At 31.2% G+C, this 16,587-nt stretch carries 14 protein-coding genes and 1 rRNA gene; 13 read left to right on the top strand and 2 right to left on the bottom strand.

The window, feature by feature from the left end:
* The 8 genes from BN4220_RS19655 to BN4220_RS19620 form a co-directional block, all read left to right on the top strand.
* Positions 1 to 128: ribosomal RNA gene (locus tag BN4220_RS19655) — 23S ribosomal RNA — on the top strand; the annotation flags it as partial.
* Between the two features lie 252 nt (positions 129 to 380).
* Positions 381 to 1,271, top strand: a complete 891-nt coding sequence (locus BN4220_RS19650; RefSeq protein ID WP_066720789.1) for a radical SAM/SPASM domain-containing protein — start codon at positions 381 to 383, stop codon at positions 1,269 to 1,271.
* A 542-nt stretch (positions 1,272 to 1,813) separates the two neighbouring features.
* Positions 1,814 to 3,118 (top strand): S41 family peptidase, encoded by a 1,305-nt coding sequence (locus tag BN4220_RS19645; RefSeq protein WP_066720786.1) that lies wholly within the window; start codon positions 1,814 to 1,816, stop codon positions 3,116 to 3,118.
* Positions 3,119 to 3,400: 282 nt separating this feature from the next.
* On the top strand, positions 3,401 to 3,760 hold the full coding sequence (locus tag BN4220_RS19640; protein WP_242867825.1) for a winged helix-turn-helix transcriptional regulator: 360 nt from the start codon (positions 3,401 to 3,403) through the stop codon (positions 3,758 to 3,760).
* Positions 3,761 to 4,052: 292 nt separating this feature from the next.
* Positions 4,053 to 5,015 (top strand): ABC transporter permease, encoded by a 963-nt coding sequence (locus tag BN4220_RS19635; protein WP_066720784.1) that lies wholly within the window; start codon positions 4,053 to 4,055, stop codon positions 5,013 to 5,015.
* Between the two features lie 2 nt (positions 5,016 to 5,017).
* Positions 5,018 to 5,977, top strand: a complete 960-nt coding sequence (locus tag BN4220_RS19630; protein WP_066720781.1) for an iron chelate uptake ABC transporter family permease subunit — start codon at positions 5,018 to 5,020, stop codon at positions 5,975 to 5,977.
* Positions 5,978 to 6,042: 65 nt separating this feature from the next.
* Positions 6,043 to 6,801, top strand: coding sequence for an iron ABC transporter ATP-binding protein (locus tag BN4220_RS19625; protein WP_066720778.1), 759 nt, complete (start codon positions 6,043 to 6,045; stop codon positions 6,799 to 6,801).
* Between the two features lie 88 nt (positions 6,802 to 6,889).
* Positions 6,890 to 7,930 carry a siderophore ABC transporter substrate-binding protein gene (locus BN4220_RS19620; protein ID WP_066720770.1) on the top strand — a complete coding sequence of 347 codons (1,041 nt, stop codon included), beginning with the start codon at positions 6,890 to 6,892 and terminating at the stop codon, positions 7,928 to 7,930.
* Positions 7,931 to 8,068: 138 nt separating this feature from the next.
* Here BN4220_RS19620 and BN4220_RS19615 read toward each other — a convergent pair whose 3' ends face one another.
* Positions 8,069 to 8,527, bottom strand: a complete 459-nt coding sequence (locus tag BN4220_RS19615) for a YdeI/OmpD-associated family protein (RefSeq protein WP_066720766.1) — start codon at positions 8,525 to 8,527, stop codon at positions 8,069 to 8,071.
* A 294-nt stretch (positions 8,528 to 8,821) separates the two neighbouring features.
* Between BN4220_RS19615 and BN4220_RS19610 the strand changes: the two genes are divergently transcribed.
* From BN4220_RS19610 to BN4220_RS19590, 5 genes are all read left to right on the top strand, one after another.
* A complete protein-coding gene (locus BN4220_RS19610) occupies positions 8,822 to 9,724 on the top strand; it encodes a chemotaxis protein (protein ID WP_066720763.1) in 903 nt (300 codons plus the stop codon).
* Positions 9,725 to 9,772: 48 nt separating this feature from the next.
* Complete coding sequence (locus tag BN4220_RS19605) at positions 9,773 to 11,242, top strand: hypothetical protein (RefSeq protein WP_066720760.1); 1,470 nt, start codon at positions 9,773 to 9,775, stop codon at positions 11,240 to 11,242.
* 145 nt (positions 11,243 to 11,387) lie between these two features.
* Complete coding sequence (hisH, locus tag BN4220_RS19600) at positions 11,388 to 11,996, top strand: imidazole glycerol phosphate synthase subunit HisH (protein ID WP_066720756.1); 609 nt, start codon at positions 11,388 to 11,390, stop codon at positions 11,994 to 11,996.
* Between the two features lie 14 nt (positions 11,997 to 12,010).
* On the top strand, positions 12,011 to 12,772 hold the full coding sequence (gene hisF, locus BN4220_RS19595; RefSeq protein ID WP_066720753.1) for an imidazole glycerol phosphate synthase subunit HisF: 762 nt from the start codon (positions 12,011 to 12,013) through the stop codon (positions 12,770 to 12,772).
* Between the two features lie 84 nt (positions 12,773 to 12,856).
* The gene (locus tag BN4220_RS19590; RefSeq protein WP_066720750.1) at positions 12,857 to 13,531 is read left to right on the top strand and encodes a uracil-DNA glycosylase; all 675 of its coding nucleotides are present in this window, start codon (positions 12,857 to 12,859) and stop codon (positions 13,529 to 13,531) included.
* Between the two features lie 347 nt (positions 13,532 to 13,878).
* Here BN4220_RS19590 and BN4220_RS19585 read toward each other — a convergent pair whose 3' ends face one another.
* On the bottom strand, positions 13,879 to 16,476 hold the full coding sequence (locus tag BN4220_RS19585) for a histidine kinase N-terminal 7TM domain-containing protein (RefSeq protein ID WP_066720748.1): 2,598 nt from the start codon (positions 16,474 to 16,476) through the stop codon (positions 13,879 to 13,881).
* Positions 16,477 to 16,587: the final 111 nt, after the last annotated feature.

The following is a 16,587-nucleotide window of genomic DNA, read 5'->3' as shown; positions in this document are numbered from 1 at the left end:
CTCAAGATAAGATATCCCATAGCAAAAGCTAGTAAGACCCCTAAAAGACGATTAGGTAGATAGGTTAGAGGTGGAAGCACGGTAACGTGTGCAGCTGACTAATACTAATAGGTCGAGGGCTTAACCTAAAAAGTTTGTTTGAAAATAGATGGATGAAATCAGTGTGAAGTTTTGAGAGTATAGAGAATATAATTATTTTAAATAAAAGAAACTACAGAATTGTAGTTTCTTTTTTAGCATGTAGAAAAAATATTTCAAGATATAAGTAAAGTATAAATCTCTATTAATTATTCAACTTTTAATATATTGGATTATGAAATGAAAGAAGATAAATTTGTGAATGGGGAAAATTCCTTAAAAGCAAGTTTTAGAGGATAATAATGAATATACAGCCAACTAGCAAACCAAGATTTAAGAAAGTTTATATTGAAGTTACGAATGTATGTAATTTACATTGTGATTTTTGCCCGAAAACAAAACGTATGCCAAAGTTTTTATCAACTCAAGAATTTACTCATATTGTTGAACAGGTTTCAGCATATACAAACCATATTTATCTTCATATTATGGGGGAGCCTTTACTGCACAACAATATCAAAGAATTTATTGAAATAGCAGGGGAGAAAAATCTTAAGGTTAACCTTACAACCAACGGGACATTGCTAAATAGCGAAAAGGATTATTTACTACATCTAAAAGCGTTAAGACAAATTAATATTTCTCTTCATAGCTTTGAAGCCAATGATCAAAACTTGAATTTACGTGATTATGTTAAAACAGTTATGCAGTTTGTGAAAGAAGCAATGATAGATTCTAAAGTAATTTGTAGCGTTAGACTATGGAACATGGACTTTGGTGATCTAAAAGGAGCAAATTCATTAAATAGAGATATACTTTTGTTGATTGAGAAAGAATTGGGATTAAATGAATCCTTAGAAGAAAATCTTAGGGAGAATCATAGTTGTAAAATTGGTAATAACGTATATATTAATATGGCCCATAAATTCCAGTGGCCTGATATAAATAAGGATATGATGAAAGAAGAAGTATTTTGTTACGGATTAAGAGATCAACTGGGAGTATTAGTGGATGGAACTGTGGTTCCTTGCTGCTTAGATAGTGAAGGAACGATTAATCTAGGTAATTTATATCAGCAGAATCTTGAAAGTATTCTTACATCAGAAAGGGCGAAGAACTTGTATGATGGCTTTTCTAATAGAAAGGCAGTAGAAGAATTATGCAAACGTTGTGGCTATGCTACACGATTTTAAATGTGCTATAATTAGCTTCGATGTTCAGTCTTTAGAGGCAAATAAACGTCTATAAGAAATTAGCAATATATAAAAGCATTATTATTAAGGAGTGGCATAAAACTTTTCTTAATAATAGTGCTTTTTTTGACGGAATTTGCCAATAACTAAAACATAATAATTATTTTAATATTAAGACTAGATTCTAAGAAAGTATTATTCTGTGAATTTTATAGTGAATTTAACGAAAATTATTTGCGTTTTAATGGATATGTAAAAGGATAAGGAAATGCTAAAAAGGCTAGTTATATTATATAGAATTGACAGAATAATCCATATATAATATGATAGGTTTTGTATCTAATACATTGAAATAGATTGAAATATTATAAAGGTATCAGTTTTTACTTATCATTTATAGACATATATAGAAGAAAATCTGGAATAGACAATTATTAAAAAAGGGGAAGAAGATAAAGGAGATGAAGAAGGTACATATAATGAGTCTTTATGAATAGAATAAAATGAACTATGACCAAAGTTTGTATAATAGGGGGCTGTATATGAAATTAATTAGAAGGTTATTTAAAAAAAGATGGTTTAAAGTTATATTTGCTATTGCTATACTCATTGGGATTTTAGGAATTTACTTTTTTAATTTTATGTATCCATATAGAAAGACAGTTAAAAAATTCGAAGCTTCATTGGAATTAACGGATACCTTATCACAGAAACAAGCGATTAAGGATTTAAGTTATGTTATGAAGCATTTGAAAGGTTATCATCCAATTTATTTAGAAAATGAAAATCAACATATAAAAGATTTAGAAGCACAGTATCAGTTAGAAATTGAGTCATTACAGGGTAACGTTTCTGTATTGGAACTTTGGAAGGCTACAGGGCGAATCTTAGCAAAACTGCATGATGCACATACCAATATATCCTATGGTAGTTCAGAGGATTATTTATATATATCTGATTTCATTCAAATAAAAGAGTATGGAGTACCAAGTTCAATTAATGGTATTGATATCAATTCTATACTTACTACATTTAAGAATCAATCTTCTTATGAAACAGAAGCATATGTAAAAGACTTATTCTATAACAGTAAAATTATTAGTCAAATAGATTTAAATTATTGTGGCATTGATACTACAAATGGAGTTACTTTTTCGTATCAAACAAAGGATGGACCATTAGAGTTTCATTATGATTTTGTTCCAATAGAGCAAGTAATAGGATACGATATGAATAAAGATACGAAATGGGTATATTACGACATTGATACTGAAAATGATCTTGCTATATTAACATTATCATCATGTACATATAATGAAGAGTATTTAACAGCTCTTGAAGAATTTTTTAATGAAGTTAATACATATGGAATCAAGAATATAGCAGTTGATTTGCGTAACAATGGTGGTGGTAATTCAATGGTTGCTAATGCGTTTCTAGAATACATAGATGTTGATAATTATCTTGCATGGGATTGTGATATAAGATATGGCTGGTACTTATTAAAAAATAAGAATATCGTTTGTCAAAACAAGAAAAAAGATGTTGTATTTGACGGAAATATCTTTGTTTTGACAAATGTTCGTACTTTTAGTTCAGCAATGGATTTTGCTATGCTAATAAAAGATAATAACTTAGGAACGTTAGTTGGTGAGGCATCAGGGAATATGCCAAATTCTTATGGTGACTTATTAACATTTCAATTACCATATTCAAAACTTCATTTGTATGTATCACATAAAAAATGGTATAGAATCGATAAATCAAAAGCAGACGAAGCACTAATTCCAGACTATGAGGTCCCTCAAAATGAGGCTTTAGAAAAAGTATATGAATTAATTAAGTAAAGTTTGTTATATGTATTCTTTACCTATATTTTAGAAGAAAACAGTGATATCGTTGATAAATCAGCATTGTATTTCGTTATATCGCCAAGGAATAATCGGTATTGTAACTTAAAAATTATGAATAAAGTGAGCGGCTAATTTTTCACAAGTTAGCCGCTAATTTTAGTAATTTTTTGAAATTTTTTAATTTTCAGAACAATATTTAAAATAAAACAAATAATATCCTTGTAATCCTATCGGGAATATGTTATAAAGTTAATATAATATTTAGGAGGCTAAGACATGATGAATGAAGAAGAAGATATAATCGATTATTCATTTGATAAAACGATTAATCTGTTTTCGAATAAATGGAAGATTCTCATTATAGAGGCATTGTTGAGTGAAAAGAAACGATTCAATGAGTTAAAACGGCTTGTACATGGAATTAGTGCAAAAGTATTAACTGATAATTTGCGTAAGTTAGAAGAAGAAGGATTCGTTATAAGAGATGTTATTTTGGAAGTTCCTGTTAAAGTAGAATATGAATTAACAGACTACGGGAAAAGCCTAACCCCAGTTATCCAAGCACTAAATGAGTGGAGAGAAATGAATCATTCTTATAAGGCTATTAATGCGAATCTAGTAGTACAAAGTAATTAGCAGTCTAATGTAATTAAATAAATATAACGCTGCTTGATCATATAACGTAACTAAATAATATAATATTCTTAGAAAGTGTAACGTAGTTGGTTACATAAAGTAACTAGGTAATAAAAAGTACCTTATTGCAAAAAGGAAAGGAATCAGTTATTATAATCAAGGCGGATATTTATAGTAATTAAAGATTGTATGAATTTATTAAGGCAGTTATTTAAGCCTTTATTATTTTTTTCTTTTTTAAATGAGAATGAATCTTAGAATCAAAAATAAATTCGCTATATTTGGAGGAAACATGAAACAGTCACGAAAGAACTTTGTAATTTTACTTATTTCCTTGCTTGTTTTATCAGCATTGTCCATCGTGATCGGTGTAAAAGATGTTAGCCTAAAGATGATAATAAGTGGTGATTTTGAGACAATTCGCCTTATCACGATAAGTAGGCTACCTAGGCTGTTTAGTATACTATTAACAGGCGCAGGTCTTAGTATCGCTGGTTTAATTATGCAGACGATAACAGGAAATAAATTTACTTCACCAACAACGGCAGGAACGATGGAATGGTGTCGGCTTGGTGTAGCACTTGCAATTATTCTAGCAGGTGGAGAACATAAGATGTTTAAGATAGCGATAGCATTTATTATATCGTTATTTGGAACCTTATTATTTGTCCAATTATTATCTCGTCTAAAATTTCAGAATGCAATTATGGTACCGCTCATCGGTATGATGCTTGGTAACGTTGTTAGTTCAATAACTACATACATTGCATACAAATATGACATTATTCAAAATATGTCTTCTTGGCTACAAGGTAACTTTTCCTTAGTGATTAAAGGACGTTATGAAATATTATATCTAGGGCTTCCTTTTATCATAATTGCTTATATCTATGCAAATCGCTTTACGATTGCAGGCATGGGAGAAAGCTTTTCAACTAATTTAGGATTAAATCATAAACGGGTTGTATTTATTGGTTTGGTTATCGTAGCATTTCTTTCCTCTATTATCGTTGTAACGATAGGAAGTATCGCCTTTGTCGGTTTGATTATACCTAATTTAGTAGCAATGTATAAAGGAGATAATATACGAGGTTCCTTGTTAGAAACTGCAATGTTTGGAGCAGTCTTTGTTCTTATTTGTGACTTAATAGGAAGAACAATCCTATATCCTTATGAAGTACCAATTAGTGTAGTTGTAAGCATTATAGGTAGCGTAATATTTTTACTAGTATTATTTAAGAAAAGAAAGGGTTAGTTATGAAAAAGAAACATGTGATTTCAACTTTACTGGTATTAACAGCTATTCTGGTAATTTCAATGGGGCTTTTTATCTTTCTTGGATTAAATGAGAAAAATATTGCTTATTACCTGCCAAAGCGATTACTTAAAGTTGCGACAATTCTTATTGTAAGCTTTTGTATTGGTTATTCATCGGTAACGTTTCAAACGATTACGAATAATACAATTTTAACTCCAAGTGTAATAGGGTTAGATTCTTTGTATCAATTCATTCAAACAATTGTTGTATACCTTTTTGGAAGTAAAACTTTATCCATGATGGTTGGTGTACCGAATTTCCTTCTTTCAGTTGGATTTATGATTGTAGGATCATATTTATTATTCTTCCTTTTATTTCGAGGACATAATAAAAATATTTATTTTCTTGTATTAGCGGGTATGGTCTTTGGTAGCTTATTTAGTGGATTATCTACGTTTATGCAAGTACTACTAGACCCAAATGAATTTTCAGTATTAGAAGGTCGAATGTTTGCAAGCTTTAGTAAAATAAACGAAGATTTATTTTACATATGCCTTATCATTTGTATTTTAGTTATTTTAATTGCCTGGAAGGATAACAGACGCTTAGACGTTATTTCATTAGGTGAAGAGCACGCGATTAGTTTGGGAGTGAACTTTCATTCTGTGGTTTTAAAACAATTGCTAATTATATCTGTATTAGTGTCTATTTCTACGGTATTAGTTGGGCCTATTACCTTTTTAGGAATTATCATTGTTAGTTTAGGAAGAAAGATGATAAAAGACTATAGACATTCATACCGTATTATTGCAACAGTGCTCTTAGGTGCAATAGCATTAAGTGCTGGATTATTTGTTGTAGAGCGTATCTTGCATTATACAACAAAAATCAGTGTAATCATAAATTTTGTTGGTGGAATTTATTTCTTATGGCTTTTAATTAAAGAAAGAAACGTATGATAGAGGATACCAAATTCAGTGAATAAAGTGGCATTATAAAGATCTGCTAAGGAGTGTGAAAGCGTTTGATTAAGGTAGAACAATTAACGAAGAAATATGGAAATAAAGTAGTTTTAGATGAAGTTGATTTAGAGTTACCAAAGCAACAATTGATTTCCTTTATTGGTAGCAATGGTGCAGGAAAAAGTACTCTGATATCGATTATTAGTAGAATTTTAGAAAAAAATGGTGGTACTGTTTTCGTAGATAACAAAGAGCTTGGTTCTTGGAAAAATGACGAGTTGTCCAAACGACTTTCGATTTTAAAACAGTCCAATCATTTAAATATTAGATTAACAGTGAGAGAATTGGTTGGTTTTGGGCGTTTTCCTCATTCAAAGGGAAAATTAACGAAAGAGGATGAAAAGCACATTGATCAAGCAATTGATTATCTTGGCTTAAAGGAAATTGAAAATCGATATTTAGATGAACTCAGTGGTGGTCAAAGGCAGATGGCATATATTGCTATGGTCATTGCCCAGGATACAGAATATGTGTTTTTGGACGAGCCTTTGAATAACTTAGATATGCATCATTCTGTTATGATTATGAAGGTCTTACGAAGAATGGTAGATGAATTAGGAAAGACTGTCATGGTTGTTATTCATGATATTAATTTTGTATCATGTTATGCGGATTATATTATTGCTTTAAAGCATGGTAAACTTTTAGGACATGGAAGCAATGAAGAAATGATGACAGAGGAAATTCTCAAGGAAGTTTATAATATGGACATTGAAATTCGTTCCATCGATGGAAAGAATATATGTCTTTATTATCATTAAGTAGCTAATGTTTTGATAGCATAAAACATGATGTAACTGTCAGTAGACAATTAACATAAAATTTTATAAAAGAAAAGAGGGTTAAAATATGAAAAAATTATTTTTCGGATTAATATGTACAAGTTTTTTACTTGCAGCTGTAGGATGTGGTACTAAGAATGATACAAATACCGGTGCAACAAACAATGGAAACACCGTTGAAACAGGAAATACTACAAACACTGACAACACTAGTGATGAAGCAAATAACAATGCACAGGAAAATACTCAAACAGGAAATGAAACTGCTAATGCAGAGGAATTTACATTTGTACATTCCAAAGGTGAAACAACTGTTAAATTAAATCCAAGCAAAGTAGTTGTTTTTGATATGGGTATCTTAGATATTATGGATGCATTAGGAATTGAAGCTGAACTTGCAGCACCAGTTACTTCTGTACCTGAATATTTATCTAAGTATGCAAATGTAACAAACGCTGGTAACATCAAGGAACCAGACTTAGAAGCAATCTTTTCCTTTGAACCAGACGTTATTTTTATCAGTGGTCGCCAATCCGATTATTATGATGAATTAAATAAAATTGCACCAACAGTGTACGTAGATTTAGAAGCATCAAATTATATGGAAGATTTTGAAAAGAACGTAAATAATATTGCTGCATTATTTGGTAAAACTGCAGAAGCAGAAGCTAAATTACAAGAAATTGAAACTAGAATTTCCGAAATAAAAGAAGTTGTTGATGCATCTGATAAAACAGGTTTAATCGTACTTGTAAATGATGGAAATATCAGTGCATACGGTAGTGGTTCACGTTTTGGTATTATTCATGACGTACTTGGAGTAAAACAAGCGGATGCTAACATTGAAGTATCTACTCATGGACAAAGTGCAAGTTATGAATATATTGCAGACGTTAATCCAGATATTTTATTCGTTGTTGATCGTACTGCAGTTGTAGGCGGTACTGCAAGCGTAACAGAAACACTAAATAATGAATTAGTAAATGGTACAAACGCTGCAAAAAATGATAAAATCATCAGCCTTGATCCAGAAGCTTGGTACTTAGCTGGTGGCGGATTAACTTCTGTATTACTTATGGTAAATGAAGTTGGAGCTGCTTTCCAATAAGATTTGTTAGTTAAAAAAGCTGTGCTATTAAATTAGCACAGTTTTTTTAAGCTTTAGATCTTAGTGTACTATAACGTTGCGTTCCTTATGGAATGGAAATTGTTTAGTAGGGTTATTCACTGTTTGTGTGTTATTTCGTTAGCGCAATTTCTTTCCTTCTATAAGTAATGAAATAGCCTTTTCCATTCTATTTATTCTAGTTTCTTGCTTTTTTGCTTCGGTAATCCAACGGATATACTCTTTTTTTCCTGTAAAAGATAATTGAGCATAAGTTTCCTTAGCTTTTGGTTCTTTATCGAGTAATGCTTGAAATTCATCAGGGATTTCAACGATACGTTCTTCTTCATCCTTTTCTATAGTAACTACAATACTTGCACCAAAGTCTTTCACAATTTTTTTACGTATTGCCTGTGGTATTCCAATCATATAGCAGTTATTCATTCTTACAATAGAGCCACGATAAGGAACTCCGTCAAACGTGGCAAGAACCTTTACTCTTTTCGCTCCGAATACTTCGTTTACATCAAAAGGAATCTCAATGTAAGCACCATTAATGCCTTCGTGTTGCTGTATAATTGCTGTAAATTTCTTTTGCATATTATAATCCACCTTTCAACAGTAGTATAGATAATAAAGGGAAAAATTAATAGTGGTAATTAATTAATTCCAAAATTATTTCATGAGGAATCAATTTGTCTAATTATAAAATATAAAGTTTTTAAGAAATTGTTTAAACATATTAATGATATGACGATATATGTCGATAAATTATTTGTATAATATGTTTGTATATACTATAATTGAAATTATTATAACAACCTGAAATTATAATTGAAAATATTGTAGTGATAAATATAGATAAATTGCAAAACGTACATAGGAGGTTTGTACATGGACAAGGGAATTTTACTAGAAAGTGGAACAAATGAATTAGAGATTCTGGAGTTTATGGTAGGGAATAATCATTATGGAATAAATGTAGCAAAGGTAAAGGAGATTATACCATATAAAAAATCCACGCCTGTACCCAATGCTCATCCTTTTATTGAAGGAATCTTTATGCCAAGGGATTATATCATTACAATTGTAGATTTAACAAAGACATTGGGATTACCACAAAAAGAGGATACGTCTCAAGATATGTATATCATTACATATTTTAATCAAATAAATGTAGCATTTCATGTGGATCGTGTATTAGGTATTCATAGAGTAAGCTGGGAAGATATTAAAAAACCGGATGCTACACTAAATCATGCAGGAAATAGTGTTGCAACAGGTATCGTAAAATTGAATGATGATTTGATTTTAATCTTGGATTTTGAAAAAATTGTTACAGATATAAGCCCTGAAACCGGATTGAAAGTTTCTGATGTTGAGGGAAAACAAAATAGACAAAGAGTTCATAAACCAATCTTAATTGCAGAAGATTCTCCACTTCTTAGTCATTTAATACATGATAGTTTAATTAAATCAGGCTACGAAAATATTATAACTACTATGAATGGACAGGAAGCTTGGGAAAAATTGAATGAATTTAGAGATGAGGAGAACCTGCTTGATAAGGTTTCATTAGTTATTTCAGACATAGAGATGCCACAGATGGATGGGCATAGACTAACAAAGCTTATTAAAGAAGATCCTGTTCTTAAGCAAATTCCAGTTGTTATTTTTTCCTCCCTCATTAATGCAGAGATGAGAAGAAAAGGAGAGTCACTTGGTGCAGATGCACAATTATCAAAACCTGAAATAGGACAGCTTGTTGATACATTGGATAAGTTATTATTAAAATAGAATACAGTATCGCACTTAATACGATCGCGGTATGTAATAGGAGAACATATGAATACATGTAAGGCGTGCAATACTGTTATTCCAGAGGATGATGAATATTGTGATAAGTGTTTGTCAGAAAAATCCGATCATGAAAGTGAACTTAATCTTGATAATTTAAATGAATTAATGTATCTAGATAGTCAGGATACATCAATGGATGAAATGAACGAACTCCTTCAAGAGGCTGATTATACGAAAAAGGGCGTAAGTGGAATGAAGAATGATAGTTTTAACGATAATGAAATTGATGACTTAAGAGTTAAGGATGAAGAGCAAGATATCATGGAATTGTTAAATGCTATGAATAATAATAGCTCAACAAGTGATAACATATTCGATGATATTAAAATGGACCATCCTGACTTAATGGAGAATGAAGATATATTTGCGATTGACAATTTCCAAGATGATTTTGAAATTAATAAATCACACGATGTTGGCGATGTTTTTTCAGATGCTTTGAGTGCAGTAACAAGCCTTGATGATGCGGATTTAGAGGACGTTCAAATTGATGATGAATTGCTTAAATTAATACCAGATATTGATATGATGCAAGCAGATCCAGAGTCAGAAACAGAAAAGAAGAGTACTGAGAAAGTAAAAGATTCAAAGAATGATTTGAAAAAAAACACTAAGAATAAAAGTGTTCTAAAGTCCATCTTTGGAAATGTAAAAGAGGAACGCAGCCAAGAAGAAATTGATCAATTAAAGCAACAAGCAATCGATGCTGTAGAGGCAAAAGAGAAGCTAAAAGAAGAAAAGATCGCAAAGAAAAAACAAGAAAAGCTAGATAAGAAGAAAAAAGAGCAAGAGAAAGCGGCGAACAAAAAAGCTGCTAAACTAGCTGCAGCAAAGAAAAAAGATGAAAAAATTAAAGCAAAAAAGGAAGCTAAAACTAAAAAAGAGTTGGAGCTACAAAGTATATTAGATGAAATTGATGAAAATGAGGGTAGAGTTAATCGCATAGGTGCTTCCATTGTATTTTTACTCTTTGCAATTTTTGCGGTAGTAGTTGTAGTAGGAACTAATATTTATACATATACAATAAGCATTCGTGATGCAACGAAATACTTCGATGCTCAAAAATACAACGATGCTTATTACAATGTTTATGGTATTCACATAAAGGATGAAGATATTGAAATTTATGATAAGATTATGACAGTAATGTTTGTTAATAAGCAATTGAATTCTTATAATCATTATTATCAAATTGAGCAATATCCAGAAGCACTAGATTCACTGTTAAAAGGTTTAAAACGTTATGATAAGTATATAGCTCTTGCAGAAGAACTTGGCATTGAAAATGATTTAAATTATGTCAGGGAGAAAATTATAAAAGAGTTAGATACAGTGTTTATGGTGTCAGAAAAAGAGGCAATGAAATTAATTAATATAGAAGATCAAAGCAAGTACAGCTTAAAAGTATATGACGTTGTGGCTGAGCGTATGGGAACTACACTTACAAAAGAATAATCTATCAACTTGCATTTTTATACAAAATAACTTATTATAGAAAGAGTAACGAGCCGAGTCTCGTTATTCTTTTATTTTTTAATGATAGGTAATAAAAACTCAAATGACATTTTATTAACTAAAATATTGAAAAGGACGTGGACAGATGATTGCTATTATTGATTATGATGCAGGGAATTTAAAAAGTGTAGAAAAAGCATTTCTACATATAGGGGAAGAAGCAATTATAACAAGGAATCAAGATGAAATTCTAAGTGCTGACAAAGTAATTTTACCTGGTGTAGGTGCTTTTGGTGATGCAATGCATAAATTACATAGCTATCATCTAGTTGATACGATAAAGAAAGTAGTAGATAATGGAACACCTCTTCTTGGAATTTGTTTAGGTTTACAGCTTTTGTTTGAAAGCAGTGAAGAAAGCGTTGGAGTAAAAGGGCTCTCAATTCTTGAAGGAGAGATTGTCAAAATTCCAGAGAATAATGAACTTAAAATTCCACATATAGGATGGAATTCACTAGAGGTGAGAGAAGGAGCAAAGTTGTTTCAAGGCTTACCTCAAAACCCATATGTTTATTTTGTTCACTCTTATTATTTAAAAGCAAAGAATGAAAATGAAGTTGCAGCAACTACGGATTACAGTACAGTGATCCATGCATCGGTGGAGAAGGATAATATTTATGGTTGTCAATTCCATCCTGAAAAGAGTGGAGATGTTGGATTACAAATTTTAAGAAACTTTGCAAAGTTAGCATAGAAAGGAGACTAGTCATGTTTACAAAGAGAATAATACCATGTCTTGACGTTCATAATGGCCGTGTTGTAAAGGGTACAAATTTTGTTGATTTAAGGGACGCAGGGGATCCTGTTGAAGTTGGAGCGGCTTATGGTCTTGCTGGAGCAGATGAACTTGTTTTTTTAGACATTACAGCCTCCTCGGATGCAAGAGTAATTAAACTAGATATGGTCCGAAGAGTTGCAGAAACAGTTTTTATTCCTTTTACTGTTGGTGGTGGTATACGAACCGTGGAAGATTTTAAAATAATATTAAGAGAAGGAGCAGATAAGATAGCAGTAAATACAGCTGCAATATTAAATCCGACTCTTATTTCAGAAGCAGCTCTAAAGTTTGGAAGCCAGTGTGTTGTAGTAGCGATTGATGCGAAAAAGCGAGAAGATAATAGTGGCTGGAATATTTATAAAAATGGCGGAAGAGTTGATATTGGGATTGATGCTGTTGAATGGGCGATGAAAGCAAATGAACTTGGAGCAGGTGAGATTTTACTTACAAGTATGGATTGCGATGGTACAAAAGACGGATATGATTTAGAATTAACGAAAATTATTTCAGAGAATGTTTCCATTCCTGTAATTGCCTCTGGTGGAGCTGGAAAGGCTGAGGATTTTTATGAAGCATTAACCATAGGGAAAGCAGATGCGGCATTGGCTGCTTCTTTGTTTCACTTTAAAGAATTAGAAATAAAGGAAGTAAAAGAATACCTAAGAGATAAAGGTGTTAGTGTACGTTTATAGTAGGAACAAAAGCATATTGCTTTAATTTCCTATAAATAAAAAAGATACGGATAGCAAGTATCTTTGATATGAGAGGATAGTTTTATGTGTAAAATTAGTAATGATTGGTTAGACGCAATTGGTGAAGAGTTTAATAAGCCATATTATAAGGAGTTAGACAATTTTGTGAAAGAGGAGTATAAGAATCATCAGATTTTTCCTGATGTCAATGATATCTTTAACGCGTTTCATTATACCCCATTAAAGAATGTAAAAGTCGTAATCTTAGGTCAAGATCCATATCATAATATAGGACAGGCACATGGCTTATGCTTTTCTGTTAAGCCACAAGTTGACATACCACCTTCTTTAGTGAATATATATAAAGAGCTTCAAGATGACTTAGGATGCTATATACCGAATAATGGATATTTAAAGAAATGGGCAGAGCAGGGCGTTTTGATGCTAAATACAGTGTTAACAGTAAGAGCACATCAAGCAAATTCTCATCATGGGAAAGGATGGGAGATTTTTACCGACTCAGTAATTAAAGCCGTTAATGAAAGTGATCAGCCAATTGTTTTTATATTGTGGGGAAAACCAGCACAAAGTAAAAAGAAGATGCTAACAAATCCAAAGCATCTTATACTGGAAGCACCTCATCCAAGTCCATTATCTTCTTACCGTGGTTTCTTTGGAAGTAAACCCTTTAGTAAGACAAATGCATATCTTGTTGAAAATGGATTGGAACCAATTGATTGGCAAATTGAGAATATTTAAATATAGTTATATTTAGCATAGTGAGTTTAAAATCCAGCTACATTTGAATAATTATAGTTAACATAGCTATTAAAATCCAGCGATATTTGCGTAGATATAATTAATATAGCTATTATAAAATTCAGCTATATTTGAATAGTTATAGTTAACATAGCTGTTAAAATCCAGCTATATTTACGTAGTTAAATTAACACAGCAAGTTACAAAATCAACTATATTTATGTAAAATATACTTGCACTTGATTCAATATGCTATATGTAATAAAAAGAGCTGTTTATGAGAGAAAAGTCTAATAAAAAGACATTTCTTACGTAAACAGCTCTTTTTAAATAGTATTTAAAAAATGCTAGCCATTTGCTACATTTAAGTTGTTATTTGATGTAGCATTAATATAATTTTGAAATTCTTTCACTACAGTAACATTCAAAGATAGAAATTGTTCAATTAAGTTATTCACTGTCTCGATATCATTATTATGTGCTGCCATTTCAAGTTCAGCAGCCTGCTTTGATAATGAAATAGCACCTAATGTCTTAACAGCAGATTTTATACCATGAATTTGAATTTCAAATTGTTTCAAATCATTATTCCTTAATGAATCTGTTAAGGACTTAATGTTAGATGAGTTCTCGGCACAGTATATTTTAAGTGCCTCAATATAATAGGATGTTATATTTGCGCAATTTTGTATGCCTATATCAAAGAGGACCAGAGTATCTTCAGTGTGATTAACTTCAATAACAGGTGTTGTTTTGGTTGCCAGGGTAATATCTTGAAGCTTGTCTGCAGGTAACCATTTTTTTAGCATTGAACTTAGATCGTGAAGATTAATGGGTTTACTTAAATAATCAGAAAAACCTTCCGATAATAATTGCTCTCTAACACCAGCAATTGCATTTGCTGTAAGTACAATTACAGGCAATTCCTCTGGGCTGCAACCATCCAATTGTCGTATGCGTTGTAATGTTTCGGAACCATCCAAAACTGGCATCATATAATCTAGAAAAATAATATCAAATCTTTTATTTTCAAGAATTGAGAGGCATTCTTCACCACTAAACGCTTGTACCACATTGATTTTAAACTGTTTTAATAAATTGCTGACAACTTTTAAATTAAGTGCATTGTCATCAACAATAAGTACCTGAGCCTCGTTTGCAAAAAAGCTAATAGGATTTTCCGAATTTATAGTTGAACTAGTTTCTAGGGCTTCTTGTTTTTTGTATAATTTTTGAGGGAGTATTATGGTAAATGTGCTACCTACACCATACATACTGTCAACGGATATGGTTCCGCCCATAGTTTCAATTATTTTTTTGCTAATGGCTAATCCAAGGCCAGTACCTTCTACACCATTTGTAATAGCATTCTTTGAGCGTTCAAAGCTTTTAAAGATTTTAGAAATATCTTCTTTATCAATTCCACAGCCAGTATCTTTTATAATAAACTCAAGATTTACATGATTTTTCTCATAGGTAGAGTTAACAGTAAACGTAATTTCACCGTGATTTGTGAACTTAGTCGCGTTGTATAAAATATTCAAGAGAATTTGGCGAATACGTGTTTCGTCTCCATATACATTAAGAGGAATGTCTTTTGAGATGTTGGTATGTAAGCTTACAGGTTTATCTTTTAATTTTACATTAGTCATACGGATAACATCGTTTAATACATCCATCAGTTGATATTTTGATTCATGAATCATAAGTTTACCAGATTCTATTTTGGATAAATCTAATATATCATCAATTAATTTTAATAAAGTATTACCAGCACTTTTTATACTAAGTGCATCATCACGGACTTCCTCATTAATATTTTTATTTAAAATTAATTCAGTCATACCTAAAACCGCATTTAAAGGTGTACGAATCTCATGGGAAATATTCGCTAAAAAGATACTTTTCGCTTGATTTGCCTTCTCTGCTTGTTTTCTCATGGAAATCAATTTTTTTGTATATTCATGTGTTGAGGTAATATCAATTAGTAGTGCGGAATATCCAACAATCTCTTTTCCATTATAAATATTATTTATATGGGATTCATAATATCGATCCTCATGTCGAAACTTACAATCCTCTTTTTTTTGAAATAATTTTTCTAAAACTGGTGAAATATCGCCTGTCTTAGTTTTGGAGGAATAGATAGAGAGGTTAGGAAACAAGCGTACTGCAGACATGTTCCGATCTAAGATACAATCTTTTGTATCTATAACGATAAAGGCCTCCTCCATTGATTCAATCATAAGATCTCTAGCGGAGTGAATTACATCAAATAATTGGTCTTTATAAATTGCAATAAGCATCAAAAGTCCTGAAATTACGTAGCTAGATGAGGAGGGATCGTATATGTTAAATACCCCCATACCATAAAGCGCGCATGTTACACATGTACAAAGACTTGCTAATATAAAATGAAATTCACGTTTTCTATTATTTTTATCACAACGAATATAACGGTACACTAAAACAATGGATATTAATATATTAACAATTAATACCTCTGTCTGAAAGAGATGATAGAAAATTCCCTTTCCTAAAATAACATGAGGGAAGATACCGTCATAGGAATACTCAATAAAAGTGTAGTAAAGGCTATGCTTGTCACAGGTCATTACTAAAATAAAAATCATGGTATTAAATGCTAAGAAGAATAACATGATAGATTTTAGTCTTTTAATATTAAAATAATCACAAAGGAAAAATAAATAAAGAATATTTATGTAGGAAATACCAAGGTATTGAATTTTTATAGCACTAACTGCAGCTTCTACAGTACTACTAGTTAGTTCTAAGTAATATCCGAAGCAATGCATTGTAATTGCTAAGCAAAGTAGAATAAAGATATGTCTTCCTCGAAACGGTTTATGAAACATAATAACTGTAATTACCACAAGACAGGTGATAACAGCTAATAATTGAATACCAACGATATAACTATACATGTGTACACTCCCTAAAATATATTAATATAAGATATCAGGTTTTAAATACATAACATTGTAAATTATAACATGAAATTCCAAAAATGTACAGAATAAGACAAAAAGGTTGTT

Origin of the sequence: Clostridium sp. Marseille-P299 (assembly GCF_900078195.1) — a bacterium.
GTDB lineage: Bacteria > Bacillota > Clostridia > Lachnospirales > Lachnospiraceae > Lachnoclostridium.
Note: the sequence above shows the minus strand (reverse complement) of the source record. Positions and strands in the feature narration are given on the sequence as shown.